The organism is Microvirga lotononidis, assembly GCF_034627025.1.
Classification (GTDB): Bacteria; Pseudomonadota; Alphaproteobacteria; order Rhizobiales; family Beijerinckiaceae; genus Microvirga; species Microvirga lotononidis.
Genome location: NZ_CP141050.1, coordinates 41638 through 63235 on the forward strand (window position 1 = coordinate 41638; position 21598 = coordinate 63235).

The following is a 21598-nucleotide window of genomic DNA, read 5'->3' on the forward strand; positions in this document are numbered from 1 at the left end:
CTGTCAGCTAAAGAAATACTTCTGGTTCAGGGAAACCGACTTCAATGGCGGCACCGTCGCGTGCGTGCCGTCGACGGTGACGGCGAATGTCTCTGGGTTCACTTCGATGTTGGGGGTGCCGGTATTGCGGACCATGTCGCGTTTGCCGATCTTGCGCACGTTCCCGACCGGATGAACCTGCCGCCGCAGTCCCAGCCGTTCCTTAACCCCGGAGGCGTGTGCCGCACCAGACACGAAGGTGATGCAGGTCTCCGGCAGGGCATTGCCATAGGCGCCGAACATTGGTCTGTAGTAAACCGGCTGCGGCGTGGGCAGGGATGCATTGGGGTCGCCCATGACTGCCCAACTGATGAACCCGCCCTTGATGACCATCCTCGGCTTCGCCCCGAAGAAGGCCGGTTCCCACAGCACGAGGTCGGCGATCTTGCCGACCTCGATCGAGCCGAGCATGTCGGCGATGCCATGGGTGATCGCCGGATTGATCGTGATTTTGGCGACATAGCGCAGCACCCGGTGGTTGTCGTTGCCCGAGGCATCCTCAGGGAGTTTGCCGCGCTGGGTCTTCATCGCATCCGCCGTCTGGATGCACCGCAGCCAGCACTCGCCGATCCGGCCCATCGCCTGGGAATCGCTCGAGAACATCGAGATCACGCCCATGTCCTGGAGAACGTTCTCCGCCGCGATGGTCTCGGCCCGGATGCGGCTTTCGGTGAATGCTACGTCCGACGGGATGTCGGGACTGAGGTGGTGGCACACCATGATCATGTCGTAGAGCTCTGCCTGCGAGTTGATCCCGTAGGGGAGCGTGGGGTTGGTCGAGGACGGAAGGACGTTGGGGAGGCCGGCGATCTTGATGATGTCCGGGGCATGGCCACCGCCCGAACCTTCGGTATGGAAGGAGTGCACGGCGCGGCCCTCGAATGCCGCAATCGAGTCGTCGACGAACCCGGATTCATTGAGCGTATCGGTGTGGATGCAGACCTGGACGTCCATGTCGTCGGCGACCGCGAGCGCCGAGCGCAGAGCTGCGGGGCTGGTGCCCCAGTCCTCGTGGCACTTGAAGCCGACGGCGCCGGCCTCGATCTGTTCGACCAGCGCGGCCTTGCCATGCCCGTGGCCCTTGCCAAGGATGCCGACATTGATCGGCCAGCCTTCGAACGCCCGCAACATCATCGTGACGTTCCCGGGACCAGACGTGACCGACGTGGCATTGGAGCCATCCGACGGGCCGGTGCCTCCGCCGATCAGCGTGGTGGTGCCGTTCGAAAGCGCCGCTTGGGCCTGTTGGGGGCTGATGAAGTGAATGTGCGTGTCGATGCCGCCGGGCGTCAGGATCAGATGCGATCCCGAGATCGCATCGGTGGCGAGCCCGATCTCGAGGCCGGGCGTGATCCGGTCCATCGTCTGGCGATTGCCGGCCTTGCCAATGGCACAGATGCGGCCGTCCTTGATCCCGATATCGGCTTTCACCACACCGAGGACGGCGTCGACGATGGTCACGTTGGTAATCACCAGATCGGGGGCGCCGTTTGCTCGCGTCACCTGGTTGTCCATGCCCATGCCTTCGCGCATGCTCTTGCCGCCGCCGAAGACAATCTCGTCGCCGTGGCCGCCACGCAGATCGCGTTCGATCTCGATGAACAAGCCGGTATCGCCCAGGCGGATGCGGTCGCCGGTCGTCGGGCCGAAAAGGCCGACGTATTCCTGTCGCGAGATGGTTGGCATGAAAGCCTCCAGACAAGTGGATCGATGCGTCCCTCCGAACCAAGGTCCGGTTCAGGATGTCGGTGGCGACGAGCGGTAGCCCCGCTGCTCAGCCAGCGCCACGGCCGCTGCCTTGCGTTTGGCGGCATCATTTCCGGCCGTCGGACCGTCGACGAGATTGTTGAACCCGAAGACGGCACGCTCGCCGCCATAGGGGACGAGCTGCACCTCGCGCTCGTCGCCGGGCTCGAAGCGGGTTGCCGTGGATGATGGAATGTTGAGGTGGAGACCGAACGCCGCGGGACGGTCGAACTCCAAGGCAGGATTGACCTCGAAAAAGTGAAAATGCGACCCGACTTGGATCGGTCGGTCGCCGGTATTGCGCACCTTGAGCGTCGTCTCCGCCCTGTCGTCATCAAAGGTGATTGGCGCCGGGCTGCAAACGTAGCCGCCGACCGGTACGTCGAATGTCGCCGGGTCAACGTCGGGGTCAACGGCCGGTCCTGTCTTCGGTCCACCCATCTTGCCACCTCCTCGTTGAACGAAACATCCCGGTTATTGAATCGGCCTGTGAACGGTGACGAGACGGCTCCCGTCAGTGAAGATGGCTTCGACCTGCACAATGGGAATGAGATCGGGGACACCGTCCATGACATCGGCAGCGGTCAATGCCCCGCTGGCGTCCTTGGTCACGTCCTCGATCGTCTTGCCGGCTCGGGCGCCGTCGAGCGCAACGGCGGATATGACCGCGACGGCCTCCGGATAGTTGAGCTTCAGGCCCTTGGCTTTTCGTTTCAAGGCGACATCGGCCATCATGTAAATGAGGAGTTTGTCGAACTCGCGCGGGGTGAGTTGCATCGCTTCCTCCAGGTCTTGTTCCCCAGGCCACAGACGCTGGGGCATGGGCTCAAGTGGGGCTCGATGACCGTCATTCGATCGGCTTAGCAACGATGCGAACCGCTGCTGGCCGAGAGTGTATCCCCGGGGAGCCGCCCGTCCATCGGGTGTAACCCTGAACCCCTGCCGGAAATGTCAGCAGAAACATCGAAAACATTCGGCTGCGATTCAGAGGCGGCTCCCCGCGTGCAGGGGACGTGTCATGCCGGCGGTGCCGGCAGTTAGCTCAAGACCAGCGTTCCGATCGGTCCCGCCCCGTATTGTCCCCGCACGATCCAAGGGTTTTTCCCAATGGTCAGGCGTCCCGAGAGGGGGGAAGATATGCGCGCCGTGCAGGACCGGTTCGATCGCCGGAGGTCCGACGCAAGATCTGTTGCGGTCCATCTGTTTCCCGGTTCGTTCCCCGGCGCAGGGGAGCAGGCCCAGGATTGTCCTTGAGCGAGAAGGAGAAAGCCATGATTCGTCCTATCATTGCGGCACTGGCTTCGGCCGTCATGTTGGCTCCAACCGCTGCGCTTGCGCATACCGGGCACGGTGATGCGGCAGGGTTCACCTATGGCATCGCTCACCCCATCAGCGGGATCGACCATGTCCTGGCCATGGTGTCCGTCGGCCTATTGGCCGCCCTAATCGGCGGGAGAGCCCTGTGGCTGCTGCCGTTGACATTCATCTCCGTCATGGCAGGAGCGGCCGTTCTCGGGATGACCGGGTTCGACCTCCCGTCCTTCGAGGTCTGGATCGCCGGCTCCCTGGTCGCACTAGGGCTTGCCGTCGCCTATCCGTCTCATCTGTCATCCCTAACGGGCGCAGGCCTTATCGCCGTGCTTGCCGTCTTCCACGGTTATGCCCATGGAGCCGAGATGCCTGCCGGAGCATCCGGTCTCGCTTACGCAGCCGGCTTCGTGATGGGGACGGTCCTGCTGATCGGCATCGGAACCGGCGCTGCACTGCTGGCCGGCATTAAGGGCGGACAACTGGGCCCGCGCGTCCTGCGTGGTGGTGGTGGGGCGGCCATTGGCCTTTATGGCCTCGCTGCCCTGTCCGTTGCCCTCTGAGCTGCCATGGGACCTGCCATGACATGCGCGGAACCGGCCACTTGGTGAGTTCCGGGCCGGAGCCTGGACGTCTCAGCGGCAATTGAGCCGCTGCACCCCAGTTCCTGGAAAGAAGGTCTGTCATGGGTCTCATCGGGATATTGGTCGCACTCGCGCTGCTCATGTGGCTGGCCTACCGGGGATGGAGCGTCCTCATGGTTGCCCCGGCCGCGGCACTTCTGGCTGCCCTGATCTCCGGTGAGCCGCTGCTTGCCCATTGGACGCAGACCTACATGGGCGGGGCTGCACGGTTTGTCGCGCAATGGTTTCCGATGTTCCTGCTCGGCGGTCTGTTCGGCAAGCTCATGGACGACAGCGGTTCGATCAGCGCGATCGCGCGCTTCCTGACCAAGCAGTTGGGGGTGCGCCGGACGATGCTTGCGGTCGTGCTCGCCTCGGCCGTCGTCACCTATGGAGGTGTCAGCGTCTTCGTCGCCTTCTTCGTTCTTGTACCGATGGCGCGGGAGATGTTCAAGGCCGCGGACCTCCCGGCCCGCCTGATGCCAGCGGCCATCGGGCTTGGTGCCTTCACGTTCACCATGTCGGTGATGCCGGGAACCCCCTCGGTCAACAACGCCATTCCGATGCCTTACTTCGGCACGACGACCTTCGCGGCCCCTGGGCTGAGCCTCATAGCGTCGGCGATCATCGTCGCCTTTGGCATGTGGTGGCTCGGCCGGGCCGAGGCCGCCGCGCGCAAGGCTGGTGAAGGCTACACCGGCGGGACGGGAACCACTCCTGTCATTGACGAGATGGTTCGCGAGCAGGCGGCGCCGGCGGGCGACTTCGACCCGGCCGAGTTGCAGCATGGCCAGCGGGCCGAGAACGGGCCGCCCTTCGTCCTGGCCGTGCTGCCCCTCGTCGTCGTCATCGTCACGAACTTCCTGATGTCGCTTGTCGTGTTCCCGCGCCTCGACTTCTCGTTCCTGTCCGAGCCCCGGTGGGGCGGGACGTCCTTCGGGGCCGTGAGCGGCGTCTGGTCGGTCATCGTTGCCTTGGCGGCCGCAAACCTGACTGTCCTTCTCGTCAACTTCCGGCGCCTGCCATCCCCCCGCGAAAGCCTGGACGCCGGCGCGAACTCCGCGGCCTTGCCGATGCTGATGATCGCCAGTCTCGTCGGCTTCGGTGCGGTCGTTGCTGCACTACCGGCGTTCGAGACGGTTCGCGATGCGGTCTTCGCGATCCAGGGAGGACCGCTGGTCTCGCTTTCCGTCGCGATGAATGTGCTGGCGGGATTGACCGGTACCGCGTCCGGCGGGATGGCAATCGTTCTCAATGCTTTCGGCGGCGACTTCATGCGCCTTGCCAGTGAGCACAACATCGATCCCGAATTGATGCACCGGATCACGACGATGAGCGCTGGAACGCTGGACGCCCTTCCCCACAACGGCACGGTGTTACTGCTCCTTCAAATCAGCGGCCTGACCCACGGTGAAAGCTATCTGGACATGGTGATGACCGTGATCGTCAGTTGCATCATCGCCCTTGTCGCCGTCCTGGTGCTGGGCTCGGTTTTCGGGTCGTTCTGACGACCGGGACATCACTGCGACGCCTGGCGCCAAACACATCGAGCGGTATTTCTCCCGAGGGATGCGGCACCGCCGGCTCCACCAGAACATCTCGGGCGAGTAGTAGCGCCGAGTCAGGAGACCGGAACGTCGCCTTTTGGCACTCCTGAGACGTAGGCACTTGGTCCGCTTCGGCGGTCATGAGCCGACGTTCGTTGGGCAGCCGGAAGGTGAAAGGTTGACCCGTTCCTGGCCTTTAAGCCGTTTTTTGTGCTAAGTTGGAAAGGCAGTGTCCCTCAACATTGAGGCGACAGCGCTTTGGTATGTTTCTATAATCGCCATCGCGTCTTGCGAGGGCCTGGCGTGTTGAACACCGCCAACGTCGAGCATCCTCGATCCAAGGAGCGCGTGTCATGAAACCGCTGAGACTGATAACGTTTGCTGCCCTTTTGCTCGGTGCCTGGCTCGGGATGGTCTCACTGGAGCAGGGTAGGATCGGCTTCGCGCCCGCCGCGGCAGCGCAGGGCTGCGGCCCTGGCTTTCACCGGGGACCCTATGGCAACTGTCGACCGAACTACTATCGCGGCTATTATGCTGCGCCCCGCTACTACTACCGTGGCGGCTACTACGGGCGGCGATACTATGGCTATCGTCGCCCCTATTACGGGCGCCCATACTACGGCTATCCTAGGGCTTATTACCGTCGGCGGTATTAGGGATACCGCAGGACCTCTGTGGTGGGTGGGTTTATGCTGAGCGTAGTTTCACCCGACCCAAGACCAAGCAGGTGCCGGTGACCCGGGCGAAGGCTCAGACTGATGGTGGCGTCGTCAAGGTCAACCTCGACGAGATCGAGGCCGCGATGATGCGCGAGATGGAGAAGACGCTCCAGAAGGGCAAACCCGACTAAGAATTCTCCCACGATGCCTGACGCCCGGTCACCCATCAAGCACCACCTGGTGCTTTATCGGCGCGAGCCGGAGCAGGGCAGGACGCGGTTCTTCAGCCTGATGATCGAACGGGACCTGTTCGGCCCGATCCGGCTGGTGCGCAACGAGGGTTTCGTGGGGTCGAAGGGCCAGGAAAAGGTCGAGAACTTCTCCAGTGAGAGCCAAGCCTTGGACGCGCTGGAAGGCTGGGCAAGAGCCCAGCGCCACAAGGGTTATACCGATCTCTGAGCCATTGGCGGAGTGGGAAGGATCCCCAAGCGCCTCGCGGCGCGGTGACCTCCGCAATCCCGGGAGCATCAATCTAATTGCTGATAGTTCAAGTAGGCGTGGAACTCTCCTGATCCCTCCTCGTGTTGCACCCTGGTCCCTGGACTGGATGCCGGAACCATGCCTGAGATCAGAGAGCCGTCACCGCAGACCCGAACCACGCTGTTTAAACTTCAGACGCGGCAGTGCCGTTTCATCGTCTCGGACGAGCATTTCAAAGCAATCTTCTGCGGAAGTGAGACGCAGGAGGGCTCAAGCTGGTGCCCGTGGCACCGGCGTCTGGTCTACGCGCGGACACCCATGGCGGGATCAGGTGCTGGAAAACCCCCTGGGTAAGAAATTCAGGTTTGCCATTCTATGGGCAGATCATTGCTCCAGAAATCACCTTTGCTGGGTGACAGGCCTGAGCCTGCTGTGATCGCCATAAACAATTGCAGGCTAGCCTACGCCTCCTGTCGCGGCACCCACTGAGTGCATACTGTTCATGCATTGCTCGCATAGGCCGTCTGAAGAAATTTCATTTCATTTACGGGCGCTATTTGATAATGCCATTGCGGGTCGATGCTTCTCTACCCACGGCGTCGTTCCTTTCAGAGGTAGGTCCTCTGCACCTCAGGTCGCTGGCAACAGCGGCCTTTTTCTTCAGCGAGAGCCCAAGGGATTCTCATGGTGGGCAAGACGATCTCCCGGACCGATCTGGCCAAGGTGGTTTGCAACACGGTGAGCCTCTCCCGAGCCGCATCCGCGGAGTTGGTCGGGCAGGTTCTTGGGGCCATCGGAGATGCGCTTGTATCGGGTGAGAGCGTGAAGCTGTCGGGCTTTGGCCTCTTGAATGTGCGCCAAAAGAGCGGTCGGATCGGGCGCAATCCCAAGACAGGCGAGACAGTACCGGTCGAGCCCAGTCGAACTCTGACCTTCAGCGCCTCACCGCTTCTGAAGTCCCGGATCAACGGCGGCACATCCCGATCCCACTCAAGGCGGCGGAAAGGGCCCTTTGTGTTAGCTCAAGCGGCAACAGAGTAGCAGTTGAACTCGGCTGCAGGAGTCACATTGCCGCCTTCCGACAAAGCACCGCCCATCCAGACGATCTGTTCGATTCGCTCGGCTATGCGTCCGTCCCGCTCCAGGACCATTGCTATATTCGTCAAGGGGCCAAGGGCACAGATCGTTATGGACTTCGGTGGCCGGCTCATGACCTCTTGAATGATGAAGTCAGCCGCATGCTGAGGCTGAATAGGCATCGTTGGTTCCGGCAGATCGTATCCGTCGAATCCTGTCTTGCCGTGCACGTACTCAGCCGTGAACAGAGAACGCGTCAGAGGAGCCTCGGCTCCGGTGAATGCCTTGACGTCCTGACGCTCGGCAAGCTCCAGGATCTTGCGAACATTTCGGACAGTATGATGAAGGGGAACGTTGCCGGCGACAGCGCAGACTCCGAGGACTTCGATCAGAGGAGAGCCCAAGGCCGTCAAGATGGCGACCCCGTCATCTGAGCCAGGGTCAGTGTCGATGATAACCTGCTTCATCCATTTGCGCTCACGAGCACCTCGGGCCTCTGCTTTCAGCAAATGCTAAGGCAAAGTTTAAGTGCTGCGATCCCCGCATGATTGTGACCGCCCACCCAGTTCTGTGAAGGGCCGGATGGGCGACGCTAGCAGCCTTACTTCGGAACCCCTGCATTCCAGCTCTGCCAATCTGTTACAATCGTATGAGCGAACTTGCCGCCAACCCGATACGCGTTCGTGACCGACGGAATATAGCCGCCCGACTTTGCCGTCAGGGACTCCACGGGGGTCTGGCCTGATCCTTCCCGATCAAAGTTCGACGCGGTCCGAAGGATGGCGATCCGGTCGAAGTTGAGGAGATTGGCGTCCGCGCCGCGCCGAAGGGCCGTGAGGGTCGCATTATCCTCCTGTTGTGTGGTGCAATAGTTGGCCTCGCCGTTCGTGATCAGCTTCGCCCATGCCTCCATGGCCGCACCGAGCTTCGAACCGTGCCACCAGGTATCCATGGAGATCGTATCGCAGATGCTCACACTTGGCGCTGCGTTCGCCGGAGCGGCTGCATATCGCGCCCGATAGGCTTTGGCGGCGTCGCCATCGTTCAGTTCCACATTCTTGGTCAGGCTGTACGCCTTCTGCAGAAGCTCCTCGTTCAACCGGTAGACTTCGCTTCCGTACCTGAGTTCGACCTTCTCGCCCGGTCGGCTCGCGCCAATGGCGACATAGCCGGTGCTCCAGTCACTGGGCATTTCGCGGGCGTCGATCGCATTCTGTAGGCCCCCATCGACCGCAAAGCGTGCCCAGTGGGCCGATCCCAGGGTCCCATCGGCAGGATCAACACCGGCAATACCGGCAATCAGGAAGTAGGTCTGTGAGAGGTCAAAGCGGCCACTGTAGATCAGAGCCGAAACGGAACTGGCCGCATTGGCATAGCCCATGCTGGTGGTCATCAGGCACAGACCGGCGTCAGTGCACGACACCTCGGGAAAGGCCTTGGACAGGCCAGGAACCGCTACTTTCCGGGTGAATCGCTCATTATCCAGCCAGGGCTTGGCCTCACCGGCAAACATGGTAATCACCATGACCTTGGGGCTGATGTGCTGCGGGGCTTCCTGTGCGGAAAGAGCCAGCGGGAGGCTCGCGGCCACAACGCCCAGAAGACCGGCTCCAAATTGACGTAACATCATCAGCTCCTCAAGTCTGCAATCGCAATTTCTCCCCAGCAGCCAGACGGCTATTGGGGTGTCGGCTGGGTTCGGTCTAGCAAACCCAGCCGGATCAGGGCTATCGGAATGTTCGATCTCTAGTGCTTGTCATGCAGGCAGAGGGCTCGTTGAGATCGCAAGTTTGGTCATCGAGTAGACATCTCAGCCAAGCTTCGATAGGTGGTTTAGGCTTGGATGTTGCTGATCGCCCGTAGCACGAGGCCAACGCTTGCCGGGTCGAAGCCCTCCTGGCGGATCACCCGATAGTGCGGCCAAGGTTCTAACTAGGCTCTGCGCACCATCCGCAGCATACTCTTCATGCCACTGGCACTGCCTCGCGGATCGAGCTGGAGCGCCTGCCGAAGTAATCAGCCGGCGCCTAAGGTGCGCCAGCTGGTGCTGCACTTCATCAGGGTGATGATGGGCCGTTCCTCACACCTACTGGGCTGGCCCACCAATCGATAAGCGCTTGCTGCCCCAATGCTCTTGAACCCGTAGGGAAGAGGACAGCACGATGCCAGTTGCCGCGGGGAGCGCCGGGCGCAGGGGAGAGCAGGGGTCTGATCCTCGTGGCCAGCGGATCCTGGCAGAGCGCGGGTTGCACTATCCATGATCTCGCCAGTTCCCGCGAACTCGTGAGTTTCCAAACTCAGCGGTGGGTGCATAAATGAGCTGGTCGATCCGGTTGCGAGGACATGATGCACCTCGACAAGCCGTTCCGGTCCTTAGCCCTGGCCAGCCTTGCCACCGCTGGTTTGGTCCCACAGTGCCTTGGCCAAATTGTTCACGCCGCACCCGGAGCCCGCGTGGCGGTGTTCGCCCGTGTGCCGGCTGCCCGCGCCATGGCTGTTTGCGGCGATGCGCTCTACGTCGGCACCAAAGGGGGGATGTCACATTAACTGAGTATAGCCGTTGGGCTGACCAACAAGGTTGGTTTTTGCACAACCCAAGTCATTGATTCTCCTTACTACGAGATTTTTCCTCGATGAGTACAGGGTAGTATTCGCCGTTAATGTGACATCTCCTTACGAGATCGATTTCTCGTTTCTTTCTCCACTGACGTGTTCCGCCAAAAAATCGATGAACGCGCGGATGCGAGCCGCAAGATGGTCGTGTCCGACAAAAACCGCATGAATCAATTCGATGTCTTCGGGATTGTAATTCTCAAGCACGGGGATGAGCACACCTGCGTCGATATCCGGTTGGACATGGAACTGGCCGACCCGTCCGAGCCCGCTGCCGGCAAGACAGAGGCGGCGCATGATCATGCCGCTGTTGACCGACGTATTGCCCGAAACAGGCAGACGATAGACCTCGGATGATCCCGGGTCGCGGAACGGCCACTCATTGAGGCTACGCCGGAAGTTGAAGCTGAAGCAGTTGTGATCCGCAAGATCCTGTGGCGTTTTCGGGACGCCATGCGTTTTGAGGTAGGCAGGAGAGGCGACGATCACGCGCCGGCTCTCCAACAATTTCCTCGCCTTGAGTGCCGAGTCACTCATCGGGCCCGAGCGTATGGCGATATCCGTACGCTCCTCGATCAGCCCGATGACGCCGTCTGTTAGCGAGACGTCGAGCTGAACGTCGGGATAGAGATCCAGAAACGCTGGAATGAGCGGCAGCAGGTATCGCTCACCGAACCCCACCGACGCGTTGACCCGAAGAAGCCCGCGCGGAACCATCCTGCCGCCGCCAGCGACGATCTGCTCGGTCTCGGCAATCTCCGCCAGAATGCGCTGCGCCCGTGCAAGATAGATCTCACCTTCCGGGGTGAGCTTCATCGCCCGGGTGGAACGCACCATAAGACGGGTGCCGAGCCGGTCCTCGATCCGGGTCACGAGCTTGCTGACCGCTGACGGTGAGAGTTTCAACCGCCGTCCCGCGGCGGAAAAGCTCTGCAATTCCGCCGTCGCTACAAACACTTCCATTTCCCCAGCGCGATTGTCCACGTCGAAATAACCTATGAATTGAGTTCAAAGGTATTTTTTCAATACTCTGGATTATCCCGCAAGTCCTCATCCGCCATATTGCGGCGCAGCAATCCATCAACCGACAGCGTTGCTGTCTCAGCCCCCTCACACGGACGGTGAGGCGGAGAGGAAGTTGTCATGCCCTTAGCCATCTTTGCCTTAACGATCGCGGCTTACGCGATCGGGACCACCGAATTCGTGATTGTCGGGCTTCTTCCGACGGTTGCGAGCGATCTCAGCATCACCCTGCCGCTCGCCGGGCTGATCGTCAGCGTCTATGCGCTCGGCGTCACCTTTGGCGCGCCGGTCCTCACCGCGCTCACCGGCAAGATCGAAAGAAAGCCTTTGCTGCTTGGCCTGATGGCCCTGTTCATCGTCGGCAACACGATTGCAGCACTGTCACCGAGCTATGAGCTGCTGCTCGTCGCCCGTGTGCTCGCAGCCTTTGCCCACGGCGTCTTCTTCTCGGTCGGCTCGACCATCGCCGCCGATCTGGTGCCGGAAAACCGCCGTGCCTCGGCCATCGCCATGATGTTCATGGGCCTGACGGTTGCCATCGTCACCGGTGTTCCCCTCGGCACCTATATCGGCCAGATCCTCGGCTGGCGTGCGACCTTCTGGGCCGTGGCTGCCCTCGGCGTCGTCGCATTCCTCGCCATCGCCGTGCTTCTGCCGAACAACCTGAAGAAAGCGCCGCCGGCAAGCCTGCTCGATCAGGTCCGCGTTCTCGGCTCCGGCCGCCTGCTGATCGTGTTCGCGATGACGGCGCTTGGTTACGGCGGCACTTTCGTCGCCTTCACCTTCCTGGCGCCGATCCTACAGGAAATCACCGGCTTCTCCGAGCAGAGCGTCAGCTTAATCCTCGTGCTCTATGGCGTCGCGATCGCCATCGGCAACATCGCCGGCGGCCGGATCGCAAACAACAACCCGGTCAAGGCGCTGATCGGCCTGTTCATCCTACAGGCGATCGTACTGGTCATCCTGACCTTCACCGCTGTCTCGCCGATCCTGGCGATCGTTACCCTCGCGGCGCTCGGTTTCCTCCAGTTCGGCAACGTGCCGGGTCTGCAGCTCTATGTCGTGAAGCTCGCCAAGGAGCACCGTCCCGGCGCCGTCGATGTTGCCTCGGCGCTCAATATCGCCGCCTTCAATCTCGGCATCGCCATCGGCGCCTGGCTTGGCGGTCTGGTCGTCGAATCGCCGCTCGGTCTCGGAGCAACCCCCTGGGTCGGCGCCATCCTCGTCACCGTCGCCCTGCTTCTGACCATCTGGAGCGGCGCGCTCGACCGCCGCTCGGCCCCGGCTCTCAAGACGGCCTGATCCCGACAGGCCCGGCGCAAAACGCCGGGCCTCTCCCGCCCAGTCTAATCCGGAGAATTCTGATGTCCCCTTCAAACACAGGACGTTCTTCCGCGCTTGATCTCATCCGCAATCCTGCAGGCGGCCTGACTCTTGGCATCGAGCTTCCCCTCGATAACGATTGGTCGCCGGAACGCGAAGAACAGCGCGTCAGGAAAGGCCGTCCCTTTGGCGTTCCCGATCTCACCCACTATCCCGAACTTGTCCGCCAGGTCGACCGGTCCGGTTTCGCCGCCGTCTGGATGCGTGACGTGCCGGTATTCGATCCTTACAATTTCGGCGATGCCGGCTCCGTTTACGATCCCTTCGTCAATCTCGGTTTCCTCGCGGGAATTACGGAGAATGTGGCTTTGGGCACGGCGGCTATCGTCCTGCCGCTGCGCCATCCGATGATGGTCGCCAAGGCGGCGGCCTCGGTCGACCAATTGTCGGGCGGCCGCCTGATCCTCGGCGTCGCCTCCGGCGACCGTCCGGTGGAGTATCCGCTGCTCGGACTTGATTTCGAGAGCCGCGGTGAGGCGTTTCGCAGCGCCGTCTCCTATCTGCGCGATGCCTGGAAGACGGGCGGCCTGCCGCTCGGCGACGGTCGGATCGAACCAAACCTCGACCTGCTGCCGAAACCACAGCAGGCGCACATCCCGATGATCATCGCCGGTCAGGGTCGGCAGTCGCCGGACTGGATCGCTGCCAACATGGAGGGCCGGTTCGTCTATCCGAACGGGCTGGAGCGGCTCGCCGCCCAGGCCCGCGACTGGAGCGCGACCCGGAAGGGACACGGCCTGCCGCGCGGCGCCTTCATCAGCGCCTTCCATCTCGATCTTGCTGAAGACCCCGACGAGCCGGCAACGCCGCGCCGCTTCGGCGCACGCATCGGATGCAACACCTTGATCGGCCGTCTGCATGCGCTGGAAGACGCTGGCGTCGATCATCTGGCCCTTCTGTTGCGACCGTCGCGGCGGCCCCTCGATGAAGTGATCGACGAGCTGGCGCGCGACGTCCTGCCCGTTCTCAAGCCCCGATCCTCGCCAGCGAAGACCGCTGCGGAATAACCAAAGGAGTGAACTATGCATACTGTGACTGCCAATGGCGCCAGCATTCCGGCCCTCGGTTTCGGTACTTTCCGCATGCCCGGCGCCGAGGTGCTCAAGATCGTCCCGCATGCGCTCAAGGTCGGCTTCCGCCACGTGGATACCGCGCAGATCTACGGCAACGAGGCTGAGGTCGGCGACGCAATCGCGACCTCGGGCGTCGCGCGCGGCGATATCTTCCTGACCACCAAGGTCTGGGTCGAGAACTACAAGCACGACGCCTTTCACGCGTCTGTCGACGAAAGCCTGAAGAAGCTGAAGACCGACTATGTCGACCTGCTTCTTCTGCACTGGCCGAACGAGGCGGTGTCGCTCGCGGAACAGATCGGCGCGCTGAATGCGGTCAAGGAAGCTGGCAAGGTCCGCCATATCGGTGTTTCCAACTTCAACACCCACCTTATGGCCGAGTCAGTCAAGCTCTCCAAGGCGCCGATCGTCACCAACCAGATCGAGTACCATCCCTATCTGAACCAGGACATCGTCATCGCGGCGGCCAGGAAGGCCGGCATAGCGGTCACCGGTTATTACGGCATGGCCGACGGCAAGGTCTTTACCGACCCCGTCCTGAAGGACATCGCTGCCAGGCATGGCAAGTCGGTGGCGCAGATCGTCTTGCGCTGGCTGGTGCAGCAGGACGACGTCATCGCGCTGTCGAAGACGGTCGGCAAGGCCCGTGCGGCCGAAAACTTCGCGATCTTCGACTTCGCCCTGTCCGCCGATGACATGGCCGCAATCCACGGCCTTGCCAAGGCCAACGGTCGCATCGTCTCCCCAGATGGTCTCGCACCCGTCTGGGACGAGGCTGCCTGAGAAACGAAGAAGAGGAGGGGCGCTGCGCTCCTCCCGCTTTCATTTTCACCGTTACGCACTCGTTTCACATCCCAGATTGGACTTCGCAATGAGCACAGAAACCAGTTTTCCGTTTGCCGGACGAACCTTCGAAGTCGATTACGGCGATCTCGTCGCAACCAACGCCTATGCCGCCGACAAGAACAGCCTGACCTACGAAATCACCGGCGGTCCCCCGAAGGGCGCCACCGCGACAGTCGCCTTCGAATGGAAGGAGCTCGATGGCGGCAACTTTGTCATCTCATGGCAGGAGGCCGATGGCTCGACCGTGGTTCATGTCGACAATTTCGAGAAGGGCCTTTCGCTAAGCTTCTTTACGACCCCAAAATCGGATTTTTACCGGCTTTCCGGTACGTTGCGCGCGCTTGCCGTCCGGAAATGAATGTACAGCCGAGCGCGCCGTGGTGGCTGCCTTTCCAAGGCAGGATTTTGATCGAGCCCATTGCGGCCCGTCCAGCCAGACGGTTTGGCGACCTCTCGGAATTCGGGAAGCCTGCGCCTTTCTCTTCTCCGCACAGGTTAGCTACATCACGGGACAGAGCCTTCCGATCGATGGTGGCGCCCATCCCGGTTTAATATAGTCCCATAGACCCTGATATTGTTGGAGGTTGGAATATGAAAGATCAGCCGATCACCCGGCGCCCGATCACTCGCTACGTCAAGATCCCGACCGGCTATTTGATGGTGCTGCGCCAGGGCGACGCCATGTTCGCTGAACTCGAGGCCTTCATGGCGGCGGAAGACATACCGTCGGCAACTCTGGCCGGCTTCGGCTTCGCCGGGACGGTTACATTCGGATTCTTCGACTTTGCCAAGAAAGAGTACGATCCGGGTACGTTCGAGGACATGGAAATGGCGAGTATAACCGGAACGCTTGCCTGGAAGCAGGGCAGGCCGTCCGTGCATGCCCATGGTGTCGCCGCCGCGAAGGACTTCACGGCCGTGGGCGGCCATCTGCTCGCCCTCGAAGTCGGCACCGGATCGTTGGAAATCACCATCGCAGTGCATGACAAAAGACTGGAGCGTCACGTCGATCCTCGCATCGGCGCGAATATCCTGAGCCTCTGACCATGGAGAGGCTCGGCTTCGCCTTCGATCAAGGGGCCGGGGACGCCGCCGTCAGCGCATGGGCGAGGCCGCGCGGCGGTCGATAACGGCCTCGGGCCGCCCACCATCGCCTGGCCGGGACGGCGGATCGTTCCAGGATATGCCGACCAGAAAGCGCGGCATATCAGTGCTTGTTACGTCCTTTCCCAGCGGGCCTTGTTCCGTAGGATGAACTCGTCGACCGTCGTTGGCGGATGGCCCGTCATCCCGACGACGCCATCAGTTACGCAGTCCTCGCTTCCCTGTTCGATCCTTGCGTCCATCGCGGCCAGCATCTGCGCGTAACGCTCGTCCATGCCGCTGTGCCGGTATCGGCCCGCGAGCTGCTCGACGGTCAGGTTCACATGCTCGATCCGGCGTCCGAGCACCTCAGTCAGCTTAGCCGCCATGTCGGCATAGGAGAGTGCCTCCGGCCCGGTCAGAATGAAGTCCGTATTCCGTGATTCGTCGGCGACGAGCGCCGCGACCGCCGCATTGGCGATATCGCCTGCGTCGATGAAGCCGACCCTTCCGCCCCCCGTCGCAGAATAGATCGCATTCTCGTCCCGGATCGTCGCAAGGTGCTGTTGTTCCGAGAAGTTCTGCATGAACCAGGTGGGGCGCAAGACCGTCCACTCCGGAGCCTTCTCTTGCAGATAGGCGTGAACCTGTCCCATCATCGGGCCGCCGGCTTCCAGCGACGACGCGCTCAAAAGCACGAAACGCTGAACGCCACTGGAAAGCGCAAGGTCGAGAACGGGCGGAACGATTGCCCCATGATCGCTGCTGTTCGTCGGCGCGACGACGTAAACCGCGTCAATGCCGTCGAACGCGCGTCGGGCAAGCTCCGGCTGCTGCCAGTCAAAGGCAACATCGCTCTCAGTTGCAGGACTGCGCGTGCCGATCCTGTGAGCGATGCCCCGTTCCATGAGCCCTTTGGCAACGAGGCGCCCGGTCTTCCCCGTGCCGCCGATCACGAGAACCTTAGCCGACATGGTACGCACCCTCAGCCTGGGCTTCACCTTCCGCACGCGAACCATCCAAGGCCGCCAGCGCGATGAGCGGGTTCCAGTAGTCTCGGTATCGGGCGATCCGGCCGTCCTTCAGGTCGATGACGGAGACATAGTCCTGGTCGTAGCGAGCGCCGGTCCGATTGGCGTGCCCCTTACAGCTGAATTCGATCACTGCTGCATCGCGCTGGGTCGAAACAAGAACCCGGCCGAGGGTCATGGACTCAATCGTGACCAATGTCGCGACGTTCGGAAGATACGCTTCGAGCGCCGCCTTGCCGTCGAGCCTGCCGGTCCCGCCGGGCGGCGTGAAAGGGAATTCGAAGAGAATATCGTCGGCGCACATGTCGAGGAAGGATTGGGCCTCAGGGGCGAGAAGGTCTCCCAATGCCTGCCGCAACAGGGCGGAAAGACTGGGGAAGAGGTCGGTGTTGGTCGTCATCGGTCTTTACTCCTTTTGGACGGAACGATATCGTTCCGTCCATATAGGGAGATATCTGGATGGAACGCAAGAGTATCGACGAAAAATTTCGGCGGAAGCCAACCGGAGCCGCTGTTATGCGTTCTGATCTGACGGATGCGCTCTATCGGGCCTTCTTCGAAGAATGGGCCGAGCATGGGTATACGGGCCTGAGTTTGGAGCGCGTTGCGGCGCGGGCCGGCGCGGGGAAAGCCGCCATCTATCGTCGTTGGCCTTCGAAACTGGCTATTGCCTCAGAGGCCATTGAAAGGCTGGGCCTTACCCTGACCGATGTTTCCGACCGGGGCGGACTGGCGGAAGAACTGGAGGCCTATCTCCTGATGATGCGGCGCGCGCTCAGACATCGGCTTGTCAGGAAAATCCTGCCCGACATCTATGCCGAAGGAGCGCGCTCGAGCGAACTTGTCCCCCTGCTGGACAAGCTTGCCAGTGGACGCCGCGGTGCCGGCGTCGAAATGATCGAGCGTGCCATCGCGCGTGGGGAGCTTCGCAAGGAGATCGACCGCGAACTGGCCTTGGATCTAGTGCCGTCGGCCCTCTACTGGGGAATGATTATTGTGCGACGACGGATCACCAGAGAGCAGATCGGAAGACAGGTGGTGGCTCTTGTCGCCGGTTTGAAGGCGATATGAAACCTGAGAAGACGTGCGGAAGCCATCCGGTTCACTACGGCATCGAGCGCCCAACTGAGGCCAACTGCTTGGAGGTCACTCTCGAGCAACTCCGGCTGAACGAAGGCCGCTTCGTCCTACCCTGGCAGAAAAAGATAGCTCTACGGTCGCCCGCGCCGACAAACGTCCCGATAGGCGTGTCCGCTCTTCGTTGACGGCACTGGATGGACGGCTCTTTGTGTCTCCGGACTTCCAAAATAACTATCCCCATACGAGCGCTTCTGGAACCTGAGGGGCCATGAGGACGTCAATGATTAGTATCCGTAGCTTCTCTGATCGGGAAAGTGCTTTCGACCTCGCCGGGCTGATGCAGGAGTATGCATCAACACTGGATTCCGCGAGAGCCAGGGAAGCGATCGTGCAGCAAATCGCCGATCTTCCACAACCCTTTGTTCCGCCCGAGGGGGCACTATTCGTAGGATATCTGAATCGGCTACCTGCAGGAATGGTGGCAATAAAATCGACCGCCGATCCGGCCAGTTGTGAAATGAAGCGTCTCTCTGTCTCACCGCAAGCGCGAGGCTTGGGTCTCGGGCGCGAGCTCGTCTTGACAGCAATCGCTTCTGCCGGCGACCTCGGTTATCGCTCGATGAAACTGGCGACCTTCCCCGACATGAGCGCAGCTCGGCTGCCTGTATCTTAGCTTAGGCTTCCTGCCTGATGCGCCCGACCCCAGAAGCAAGATCGAAGATCTTGAATACTATCGCTTGGCTCTGACCGCTTAGCCGACAGCTCGCGCCGAAGATCCACGTGTTCGTGGATCTTCTGGCCGAGAACCTGTTTCGCGAAGCATGCCGGGCAAGATCAATCGCTCCGATGGTGGTTGCATAGGACGCGTCTACGGTCTTGCCATCCAGCACGGCAAACGTGCGCTCGATGTCCATCAACGTGTCCCGGTGGTGGTTGAGGCACGTTCTTCGACACGGATAAACCTCATGCATCAATTCGGATCAATCGGTAAGTGGCTGGACCCCGCTGACTCGTCATCGGGCGTCACCTTGCCGTCATCGGAACGCTATCATCACCAAGCGGTCAAATATCCGGTCCGATAGATGGCGCCGCAAGAAGAGTAAGGGGCGCTCATCAAACCTCTGCTGTATCGGACCGCTGGCCGCCTCGCCTTGAGTGCACGCACGACCAGGTCGGAGACAAGGCTTGGGGGTGGAGCCTTCCGGCCCTGCATCTTGCGGAGCTTGGCGACCATGTCTGCGTAGGCGCCATGGCCTGAATGCCGCTCCGCCTCTTCCCGGGCAATCCCCTCCCACTCAGAGGCGATTCCGCCCGGCTCTATCACAATGACGTCGATGCCGAACTGTCGGACCTCGTGGCGAAGCGCGTCGGAATAGCCCTCAAGCGCGAACTTGGATGCGTGATACCAGCCTCCAAGCGGCAGCGCGAACTTCCCCCCGATCGAGGAGATGTTGACGATCTTGCCGGAGCCGCGTGATCGCATGTGCGGCAGGCAGAGTTGCACGATCCGCGCGAGCCCGATCAGGTTGGTCTCGATCTGGCGCCGTCCCTCGGCAATCGGCACGTCTTCGAGAGCGCCATATTGGCCATATCCGGCCGCGTTGATCAGCACGTCGATCCGCGACTGCTCCCGCAGGATCCGATCAATCGCTGCTACCGCCGACGCATCGTCGGTCACATCGAGCGCGACGGCCATTGCGCCTGCGGCTTGAAGATCCGCCATCCGCTCGACCCGGCGGGCGGCGCCATAGACCGTGTAGCCCTCGGTAATGAGGCGACGAGCGATATCCTTGCCCATACCGGACGAAGCCCCCGTGACGAGGGCAACGGGTTTCGAACTTTTATCCAACGCTTGTCACTCCTGCTGTTTTCAACGAGTGACGCAGCAGATAGACTGTGGGGGAACCCCACAGTCAAGAGGTGCTGGCATGCTCATCAAAGAGGTGGCCAAAATGGCGGGCATGTCGAAAGACGGCATCCGGCACTATGAGGAGATGGGATTGATCGCCTCCAGTCCCCGCCAGGCGGGCAGTCGGGTTTACCGCGATTACGATCCCGCTGTGTTGGAGACGATCGAACATGTCCGCCAAGCCCAACGGCTCGGCTTTTCGCTCACGGAGATCGCGCCGTTGCTGAAGGCCTATGCCTCGGCGCGTCCCAGCAGGAGCGAGACTATCGAGTTCCTCGAGGCTCGGCTTGTAGTAATTTGTGAAAAGCAGGCCGCGCTGCGCGACATCGAGGATTTCATTTGCGAAAAGCTCCAACGATACCGAAGCGCAGAAGCTGTCGAATCAGCTATCGCCTGAGGCGACATAGCCGATCAAGCTTCGGGCGAGTTTGGTCCCCTCCTACGAAGCTGGACCAATGAACGTGAGAGTTTTCGGTTAGACCAACCGGATGTGAGGCGATGCGGCCACGGGGCCGCACGATGCAAATGGGCTTGATCTACGGATCCAGGGACACGGTCAGGTTTCTACCGAAACTGCAGAAGCGATCATCGGGAGGGATCAGGCATGAACCATCGACCGAACACTCTCATGTGAGGCCGTTGGGGGCGTCCACCTTATCGGATCCATCACGATCATCGACGGCAGGTCGCGTCAGCTCGCCGTCATTCATCAGCAGCGGCGCATGACTTGGAATCGCGACAGGTTTGGGCATCGTGCCCTTGTAGGTTGCGGACGAGGAAATCGAAGACTCGCGGCGCTTGGTCTGGCAGGAAGTGATAACCCTCCTCAATGAAACAGACTTCGGCGTTAGGAACATGCCGCTCGAGCCGAAGGCGAGTGTCATAGGAGTCGATAAGCACGTCACGTCCGCCCATTATGGCAAGGAGCGGCATTGTGAGCGCCTCCAATGCGGCATTGCTAAGCTGCGGAATCTTGATCACGCGTGGTTTGATAGCTCGGCTGATACTGTCCATGAGAGGGGAGATCGCCTCAAGATCGGCCGGTAGACGCTTCGGTGCTGGCCCGAACACCTTTTCAACAATCTTCCGCTTTCCCCAGGCCCCGAGCAGCAAATAGGGTGCGACAGCGACGAGAAAGCTCTTCTGCCGTCCGATGCCTGCGGGGCACATCAGCACGAGCGCGGAAGCCCGTGACGGCCGCCGCATGGCATAGTCGAGCGCCAGCCAGCCGCCGAGCGATGTGCCGACCAACGCTGCACGGGCAAGTCCAAGCCCAGTGAAGACATCGTCGAGCCAGATCGCGTAGGTGTCACCGATGAGCGGCGGCCTCACCCGGGCGCTCAGTCCCGCCTCGCCAATCATATCGACCGCATAAAGCCGGAAGCAGCGCGACCAAAGTGCGATGTCGGGCCGCCATGCGGCGCTGTTCGCCTGGGCGCCATGGAGCAGGACCACGGGAGGCGCCGTCTCTGGACCGCAGCCGAGCACGAACGTCGGGCCTTGCGAAGTCGACAGTTCAATCTCCTGTTTCGGCACAGGCCAGTGGTCGAGCACGGCGCGGTATTCCCGCATGATCTCCACCGCATCGGCGTCGCTGCGAAAGACAGGATCACTCATCGCGAAAGTCCCAGTTGCAGCTCGATAAGCTCGAGCAGTCTTGCGGCATCGGACGGAGCGGCGACGAGCACGATCTTTAGATCACCGCTGGTCGGGTCAAAGGCCGTGTTGAAATGCAGCGGTCTGGTTTCGGCGTCGCCTCCCAGGGCCGCGGCGCCGAGGAAGGTCGCCATGCGCTCGGCCGCTTCGGTGGTTAGGGCCGGAATCTCGACAATAACGGTCGCGCGGACACCGTGAGGAGGCCGGGTCCTCCCACTTGCCACGCCGGCGAAAGCGTCAAGCTTGGCGCGGTCGATACGATAAGCCTTGCCAATCCGCGTGGCTTGGAGGCGGCCTTCGCGGATGTACCGGAGAACGGTTTTGGGATGGACTTTCAGCTCTTCGGCGGCCTGTTCGACCGTCAAAAGCATGTTTGACATGAAAAGAGACTCCACAATGGACCCATAACTTCCTACAATAAG

At 61.3% G+C, this 21598-nt stretch carries 25 protein-coding genes and 1 pseudogene; 14 read left to right on the forward strand and 12 right to left on the reverse strand.

The window, feature by feature from the left end; genetic code table 11:
* Positions 1 to 3: 3 nt before the first annotated feature.
* Genes U0023_RS29755 through U0023_RS29765 form a run of 3 tightly spaced genes read right to left on the reverse strand, consistent with a single transcriptional unit; the run spans position 4 to position 2562 of the window.
* A complete protein-coding gene (locus U0023_RS29755; RefSeq protein ID WP_009489672.1) occupies positions 4 to 1725 on the reverse strand; it encodes an urease subunit alpha in 1722 nt (573 codons plus the stop codon).
* Between the two features lie 51 nt (positions 1726 to 1776).
* Complete coding sequence (locus U0023_RS29760; protein WP_009489671.1) at positions 1777 to 2226, reverse strand: urease subunit beta; 450 nt, start codon at positions 2224 to 2226, stop codon at positions 1777 to 1779.
* A 33-nt stretch (positions 2227 to 2259) separates the two neighbouring features.
* Complete coding sequence (locus tag U0023_RS29765) at positions 2260 to 2562, reverse strand: urease subunit gamma (RefSeq protein WP_009489670.1); 303 nt, start codon at positions 2560 to 2562, stop codon at positions 2260 to 2262.
* A 494-nt stretch (positions 2563 to 3056) separates the two neighbouring features.
* Here U0023_RS29765 and U0023_RS29770 point away from each other — a divergent pair, with 494 nt between their 5' ends.
* The 6 genes from U0023_RS29770 to U0023_RS29790 all read left to right on the forward strand — a co-directional run bounded on the left by U0023_RS29770 (position 3057) and on the right by U0023_RS29790 (position 7443).
* Positions 3057 to 3656, forward strand: a complete 600-nt coding sequence (locus tag U0023_RS29770; RefSeq protein WP_009489669.1) for a HupE/UreJ family protein — start codon at positions 3057 to 3059, stop codon at positions 3654 to 3656.
* Positions 3657 to 3778: 122 nt separating this feature from the next.
* The gene (locus U0023_RS29775) at positions 3779 to 5224 is read left to right on the forward strand and encodes a GntP family permease (RefSeq protein ID WP_009489668.1); all 1446 of its coding nucleotides are present in this window, start codon (positions 3779 to 3781) and stop codon (positions 5222 to 5224) included.
* Between the two features lie 392 nt (positions 5225 to 5616).
* A complete protein-coding gene (locus U0023_RS29780; RefSeq protein ID WP_009489667.1) occupies positions 5617 to 5919 on the forward strand; it encodes a GCG_CRPN prefix-to-repeats domain-containing protein in 303 nt (100 codons plus the stop codon).
* 207 nt (positions 5920 to 6126) lie between these two features.
* The gene (locus tag U0023_RS29785; RefSeq protein WP_009489665.1) at positions 6127 to 6381 is read left to right on the forward strand and encodes a WGR domain-containing protein; all 255 of its coding nucleotides are present in this window, start codon (positions 6127 to 6129) and stop codon (positions 6379 to 6381) included.
* 159 nt (positions 6382 to 6540) lie between these two features.
* Positions 6541 to 6756, forward strand: a complete 216-nt coding sequence (locus U0023_RS35785) for a GcrA family cell cycle regulator (protein WP_083861304.1) — start codon at positions 6541 to 6543, stop codon at positions 6754 to 6756.
* A gap of 330 nt (positions 6757 to 7086) precedes the next feature.
* On the forward strand, positions 7087 to 7443 hold the full coding sequence (locus U0023_RS29790; RefSeq protein ID WP_009489664.1) for an integration host factor subunit alpha: 357 nt from the start codon (positions 7087 to 7089) through the stop codon (positions 7441 to 7443).
* Here U0023_RS29790 and U0023_RS29795 read toward each other — a convergent pair.
* The 3 genes from U0023_RS29795 to U0023_RS29805 all read right to left on the reverse strand — a co-directional run bounded on the left by U0023_RS29795 (position 7425) and on the right by U0023_RS29805 (position 11076).
* Positions 7425 to 7946, reverse strand: a complete 522-nt coding sequence (locus U0023_RS29795; RefSeq protein ID WP_009489663.1) for a nucleoside hydrolase — start codon at positions 7944 to 7946, stop codon at positions 7425 to 7427. The genes U0023_RS29790 and U0023_RS29795 overlap by 19 nt on opposite strands.
* Before the next feature lie 134 nt (positions 7947 to 8080).
* Positions 8081 to 9106 (reverse strand): purine-nucleoside phosphorylase, encoded by a 1026-nt coding sequence (locus U0023_RS29800; RefSeq protein WP_009489662.1) that lies wholly within the window; start codon positions 9104 to 9106, stop codon positions 8081 to 8083.
* A gap of 1046 nt (positions 9107 to 10152) precedes the next feature.
* Positions 10153 to 11076: a LysR substrate-binding domain-containing protein gene (locus U0023_RS29805; RefSeq protein ID WP_009489660.1), complete on the reverse strand. Its 924-nt coding sequence runs from the start codon at positions 11074 to 11076 to the stop codon at positions 10153 to 10155.
* Positions 11077 to 11235: 159 nt separating this feature from the next.
* Between U0023_RS29805 and U0023_RS29810 the strand changes: the two genes are divergently transcribed.
* The 5 genes from U0023_RS29810 to U0023_RS29835 all read left to right on the forward strand — a co-directional run bounded on the left by U0023_RS29810 (position 11236) and on the right by U0023_RS29835 (position 15461).
* Positions 11236 to 12417, forward strand: a complete 1182-nt coding sequence (locus tag U0023_RS29810; RefSeq protein WP_009489659.1) for an MFS transporter — start codon at positions 11236 to 11238, stop codon at positions 12415 to 12417.
* Between the two features lie 62 nt (positions 12418 to 12479).
* A complete protein-coding gene (locus tag U0023_RS29815; protein ID WP_009489658.1) occupies positions 12480 to 13505 on the forward strand; it encodes an LLM class oxidoreductase in 1026 nt (341 codons plus the stop codon).
* 15 nt (positions 13506 to 13520) lie between these two features.
* Entirely contained in the window at positions 13521 to 14354 is an 834-nt protein-coding gene (locus tag U0023_RS29820; RefSeq protein ID WP_009489657.1) for an aldo/keto reductase, read from the forward strand.
* A gap of 88 nt (positions 14355 to 14442) precedes the next feature.
* The gene (locus tag U0023_RS29825) at positions 14443 to 14775 is read left to right on the forward strand and encodes a MoaF-related domain-containing protein (RefSeq protein ID WP_009489656.1); all 333 of its coding nucleotides are present in this window, start codon (positions 14443 to 14445) and stop codon (positions 14773 to 14775) included.
* Positions 14776 to 15008: 233 nt separating this feature from the next.
* The gene (locus U0023_RS29835) at positions 15009 to 15461 is read left to right on the forward strand and encodes a PPC domain-containing DNA-binding protein (RefSeq protein ID WP_009489655.1); all 453 of its coding nucleotides are present in this window, start codon (positions 15009 to 15011) and stop codon (positions 15459 to 15461) included.
* A gap of 173 nt (positions 15462 to 15634) precedes the next feature.
* On the opposite strand, the gene U0023_RS29840 is transcribed toward U0023_RS29835, so the two are convergent.
* Both U0023_RS29840 and U0023_RS29845 read right to left on the reverse strand, forming a co-directional pair.
* On the reverse strand, positions 15635 to 16474 hold the full coding sequence (locus tag U0023_RS29840) for an ergot alkaloid biosynthesis protein (protein WP_009489654.1): 840 nt from the start codon (positions 16472 to 16474) through the stop codon (positions 15635 to 15637).
* The gene (locus U0023_RS29845) at positions 16464 to 16931 is read right to left on the reverse strand and encodes a nuclear transport factor 2 family protein (RefSeq protein WP_009489653.1); all 468 of its coding nucleotides are present in this window, start codon (positions 16929 to 16931) and stop codon (positions 16464 to 16466) included. Before U0023_RS29845 ends, U0023_RS29840 begins: the two co-directional genes overlap by 11 nt.
* 59 nt (positions 16932 to 16990) lie before the next feature.
* Here U0023_RS29845 and U0023_RS29850 point away from each other — a divergent pair, with 59 nt between their 5' ends.
* Positions 16991 to 17602: a TetR-like C-terminal domain-containing protein gene (locus tag U0023_RS29850; RefSeq protein ID WP_009489652.1), complete on the forward strand. Its 612-nt coding sequence runs from the start codon at positions 16991 to 16993 to the stop codon at positions 17600 to 17602.
* Positions 17603 to 17891: 289 nt separating this feature from the next.
* The gene (locus U0023_RS29855) at positions 17892 to 18284 is read left to right on the forward strand and encodes a GNAT family N-acetyltransferase (protein ID WP_009489648.1); all 393 of its coding nucleotides are present in this window, start codon (positions 17892 to 17894) and stop codon (positions 18282 to 18284) included.
* Between the two features lies 1 nt (position 18285).
* Here the strand turns inward: U0023_RS29855 and U0023_RS29860 are convergent, their stop codons facing one another.
* Both U0023_RS29860 and U0023_RS29865 read right to left on the reverse strand, forming a co-directional pair.
* Positions 18286 to 18525, reverse strand: coding sequence for a hypothetical protein (locus tag U0023_RS29860; protein WP_009489646.1), 240 nt, complete (start codon positions 18523 to 18525; stop codon positions 18286 to 18288).
* A gap of 120 nt (positions 18526 to 18645) precedes the next feature.
* Positions 18646 to 19409 (reverse strand): annotated as a pseudogene (locus U0023_RS29865) (oxidoreductase).
* 130 nt (positions 19410 to 19539) lie between these two features.
* Between U0023_RS29865 and U0023_RS29870 the strand changes: the two are divergent.
* Positions 19540 to 19917, forward strand: coding sequence for a MerR family transcriptional regulator (locus tag U0023_RS29870; protein ID WP_009489642.1), 378 nt, complete (start codon positions 19540 to 19542; stop codon positions 19915 to 19917).
* 305 nt (positions 19918 to 20222) lie between these two features.
* On the opposite strand, the gene U0023_RS29875 is transcribed toward U0023_RS29870, so the two are convergent.
* Entirely contained in the window at positions 20223 to 21137 is a 915-nt protein-coding gene (locus U0023_RS29875; RefSeq protein ID WP_009489640.1) for an alpha/beta fold hydrolase, read from the reverse strand.
* Complete coding sequence (locus U0023_RS29880; protein ID WP_040638077.1) at positions 21134 to 21547, reverse strand: helix-turn-helix domain-containing protein; 414 nt, start codon at positions 21545 to 21547, stop codon at positions 21134 to 21136. The genes U0023_RS29875 and U0023_RS29880 overlap by 4 nt, the downstream gene beginning before the upstream one ends.
* Positions 21548 to 21598: the final 51 nt, after the last annotated feature.

What these genes read in the sequence shown, in the direction of transcription:
- U0023_RS29755 (WP_009489672.1), bottom strand. Translation starts at nt 1,725, where the DNA reads ATGCCAACCATCTCGCGACAGGAATACGTCGGCCTTTTCGGCCCGACG.
- U0023_RS29760 (WP_009489671.1), bottom strand. Translation starts at nt 2,226, where the DNA reads ATGGGTGGACCGAAGACAGGACCGGCCGTTGACCCCGACGTTGACCCG.
- U0023_RS29765 (WP_009489670.1), bottom strand. Translation starts at nt 2,562, where the DNA reads ATGCAACTCACCCCGCGCGAGTTCGACAAACTCCTCATTTACATGATG.
- U0023_RS29770 (WP_009489669.1), top strand. Translation starts at nt 3,057, where the DNA reads ATGATTCGTCCTATCATTGCGGCACTGGCTTCGGCCGTCATGTTGGCT.
- U0023_RS29775 (WP_009489668.1), top strand. Translation starts at nt 3,779, where the DNA reads ATGGGTCTCATCGGGATATTGGTCGCACTCGCGCTGCTCATGTGGCTG.
- U0023_RS29780 (WP_009489667.1), top strand. Translation starts at nt 5,617, where the DNA reads ATGAAACCGCTGAGACTGATAACGTTTGCTGCCCTTTTGCTCGGTGCC.
- U0023_RS29785 (WP_009489665.1), top strand. Translation starts at nt 6,127, where the DNA reads ATGCCTGACGCCCGGTCACCCATCAAGCACCACCTGGTGCTTTATCGG.
- U0023_RS35785 (WP_083861304.1), top strand. Translation starts at nt 6,541, where the DNA reads ATGCCTGAGATCAGAGAGCCGTCACCGCAGACCCGAACCACGCTGTTT.
- U0023_RS29790 (WP_009489664.1), top strand. Translation starts at nt 7,087, where the DNA reads ATGGTGGGCAAGACGATCTCCCGGACCGATCTGGCCAAGGTGGTTTGC.
- U0023_RS29795 (WP_009489663.1), bottom strand. Translation starts at nt 7,946, where the DNA reads ATGAAGCAGGTTATCATCGACACTGACCCTGGCTCAGATGACGGGGTC.
- U0023_RS29800 (WP_009489662.1), bottom strand. Translation starts at nt 9,106, where the DNA reads ATGTTACGTCAATTTGGAGCCGGTCTTCTGGGCGTTGTGGCCGCGAGC.
- U0023_RS29810 (WP_009489659.1), top strand. Translation starts at nt 11,236, where the DNA reads ATGCCCTTAGCCATCTTTGCCTTAACGATCGCGGCTTACGCGATCGGG.
- U0023_RS29815 (WP_009489658.1), top strand. Translation starts at nt 12,480, where the DNA reads ATGTCCCCTTCAAACACAGGACGTTCTTCCGCGCTTGATCTCATCCGC.
- U0023_RS29820 (WP_009489657.1), top strand. Translation starts at nt 13,521, where the DNA reads ATGCATACTGTGACTGCCAATGGCGCCAGCATTCCGGCCCTCGGTTTC.
- U0023_RS29825 (WP_009489656.1), top strand. Translation starts at nt 14,443, where the DNA reads ATGAGCACAGAAACCAGTTTTCCGTTTGCCGGACGAACCTTCGAAGTC.
- U0023_RS29835 (WP_009489655.1), top strand. Translation starts at nt 15,009, where the DNA reads ATGAAAGATCAGCCGATCACCCGGCGCCCGATCACTCGCTACGTCAAG.
- U0023_RS29840 (WP_009489654.1), bottom strand. Translation starts at nt 16,474, where the DNA reads ATGTCGGCTAAGGTTCTCGTGATCGGCGGCACGGGGAAGACCGGGCGC.
- U0023_RS29845 (WP_009489653.1), bottom strand. Translation starts at nt 16,931, where the DNA reads ATGACGACCAACACCGACCTCTTCCCCAGTCTTTCCGCCCTGTTGCGG.
- U0023_RS29850 (WP_009489652.1), top strand. Translation starts at nt 16,991, where the DNA reads ATGGAACGCAAGAGTATCGACGAAAAATTTCGGCGGAAGCCAACCGGA.
- U0023_RS29855 (WP_009489648.1), top strand. Translation starts at nt 17,892, where the DNA reads ATGATTAGTATCCGTAGCTTCTCTGATCGGGAAAGTGCTTTCGACCTC.
- U0023_RS29860 (WP_009489646.1), bottom strand. Translation starts at nt 18,525, where the DNA reads ATGGACATCGAGCGCACGTTTGCCGTGCTGGATGGCAAGACCGTAGAC.
- U0023_RS29870 (WP_009489642.1), top strand. Translation starts at nt 19,540, where the DNA reads ATGCTCATCAAAGAGGTGGCCAAAATGGCGGGCATGTCGAAAGACGGC.
- U0023_RS29875 (WP_009489640.1), bottom strand. Translation starts at nt 21,137, where the DNA reads ATGAGTGATCCTGTCTTTCGCAGCGACGCCGATGCGGTGGAGATCATG.
- U0023_RS29880 (WP_040638077.1), bottom strand. Translation starts at nt 21,547, where the DNA reads ATGCTTTTGACGGTCGAACAGGCCGCCGAAGAGCTGAAAGTCCATCCC.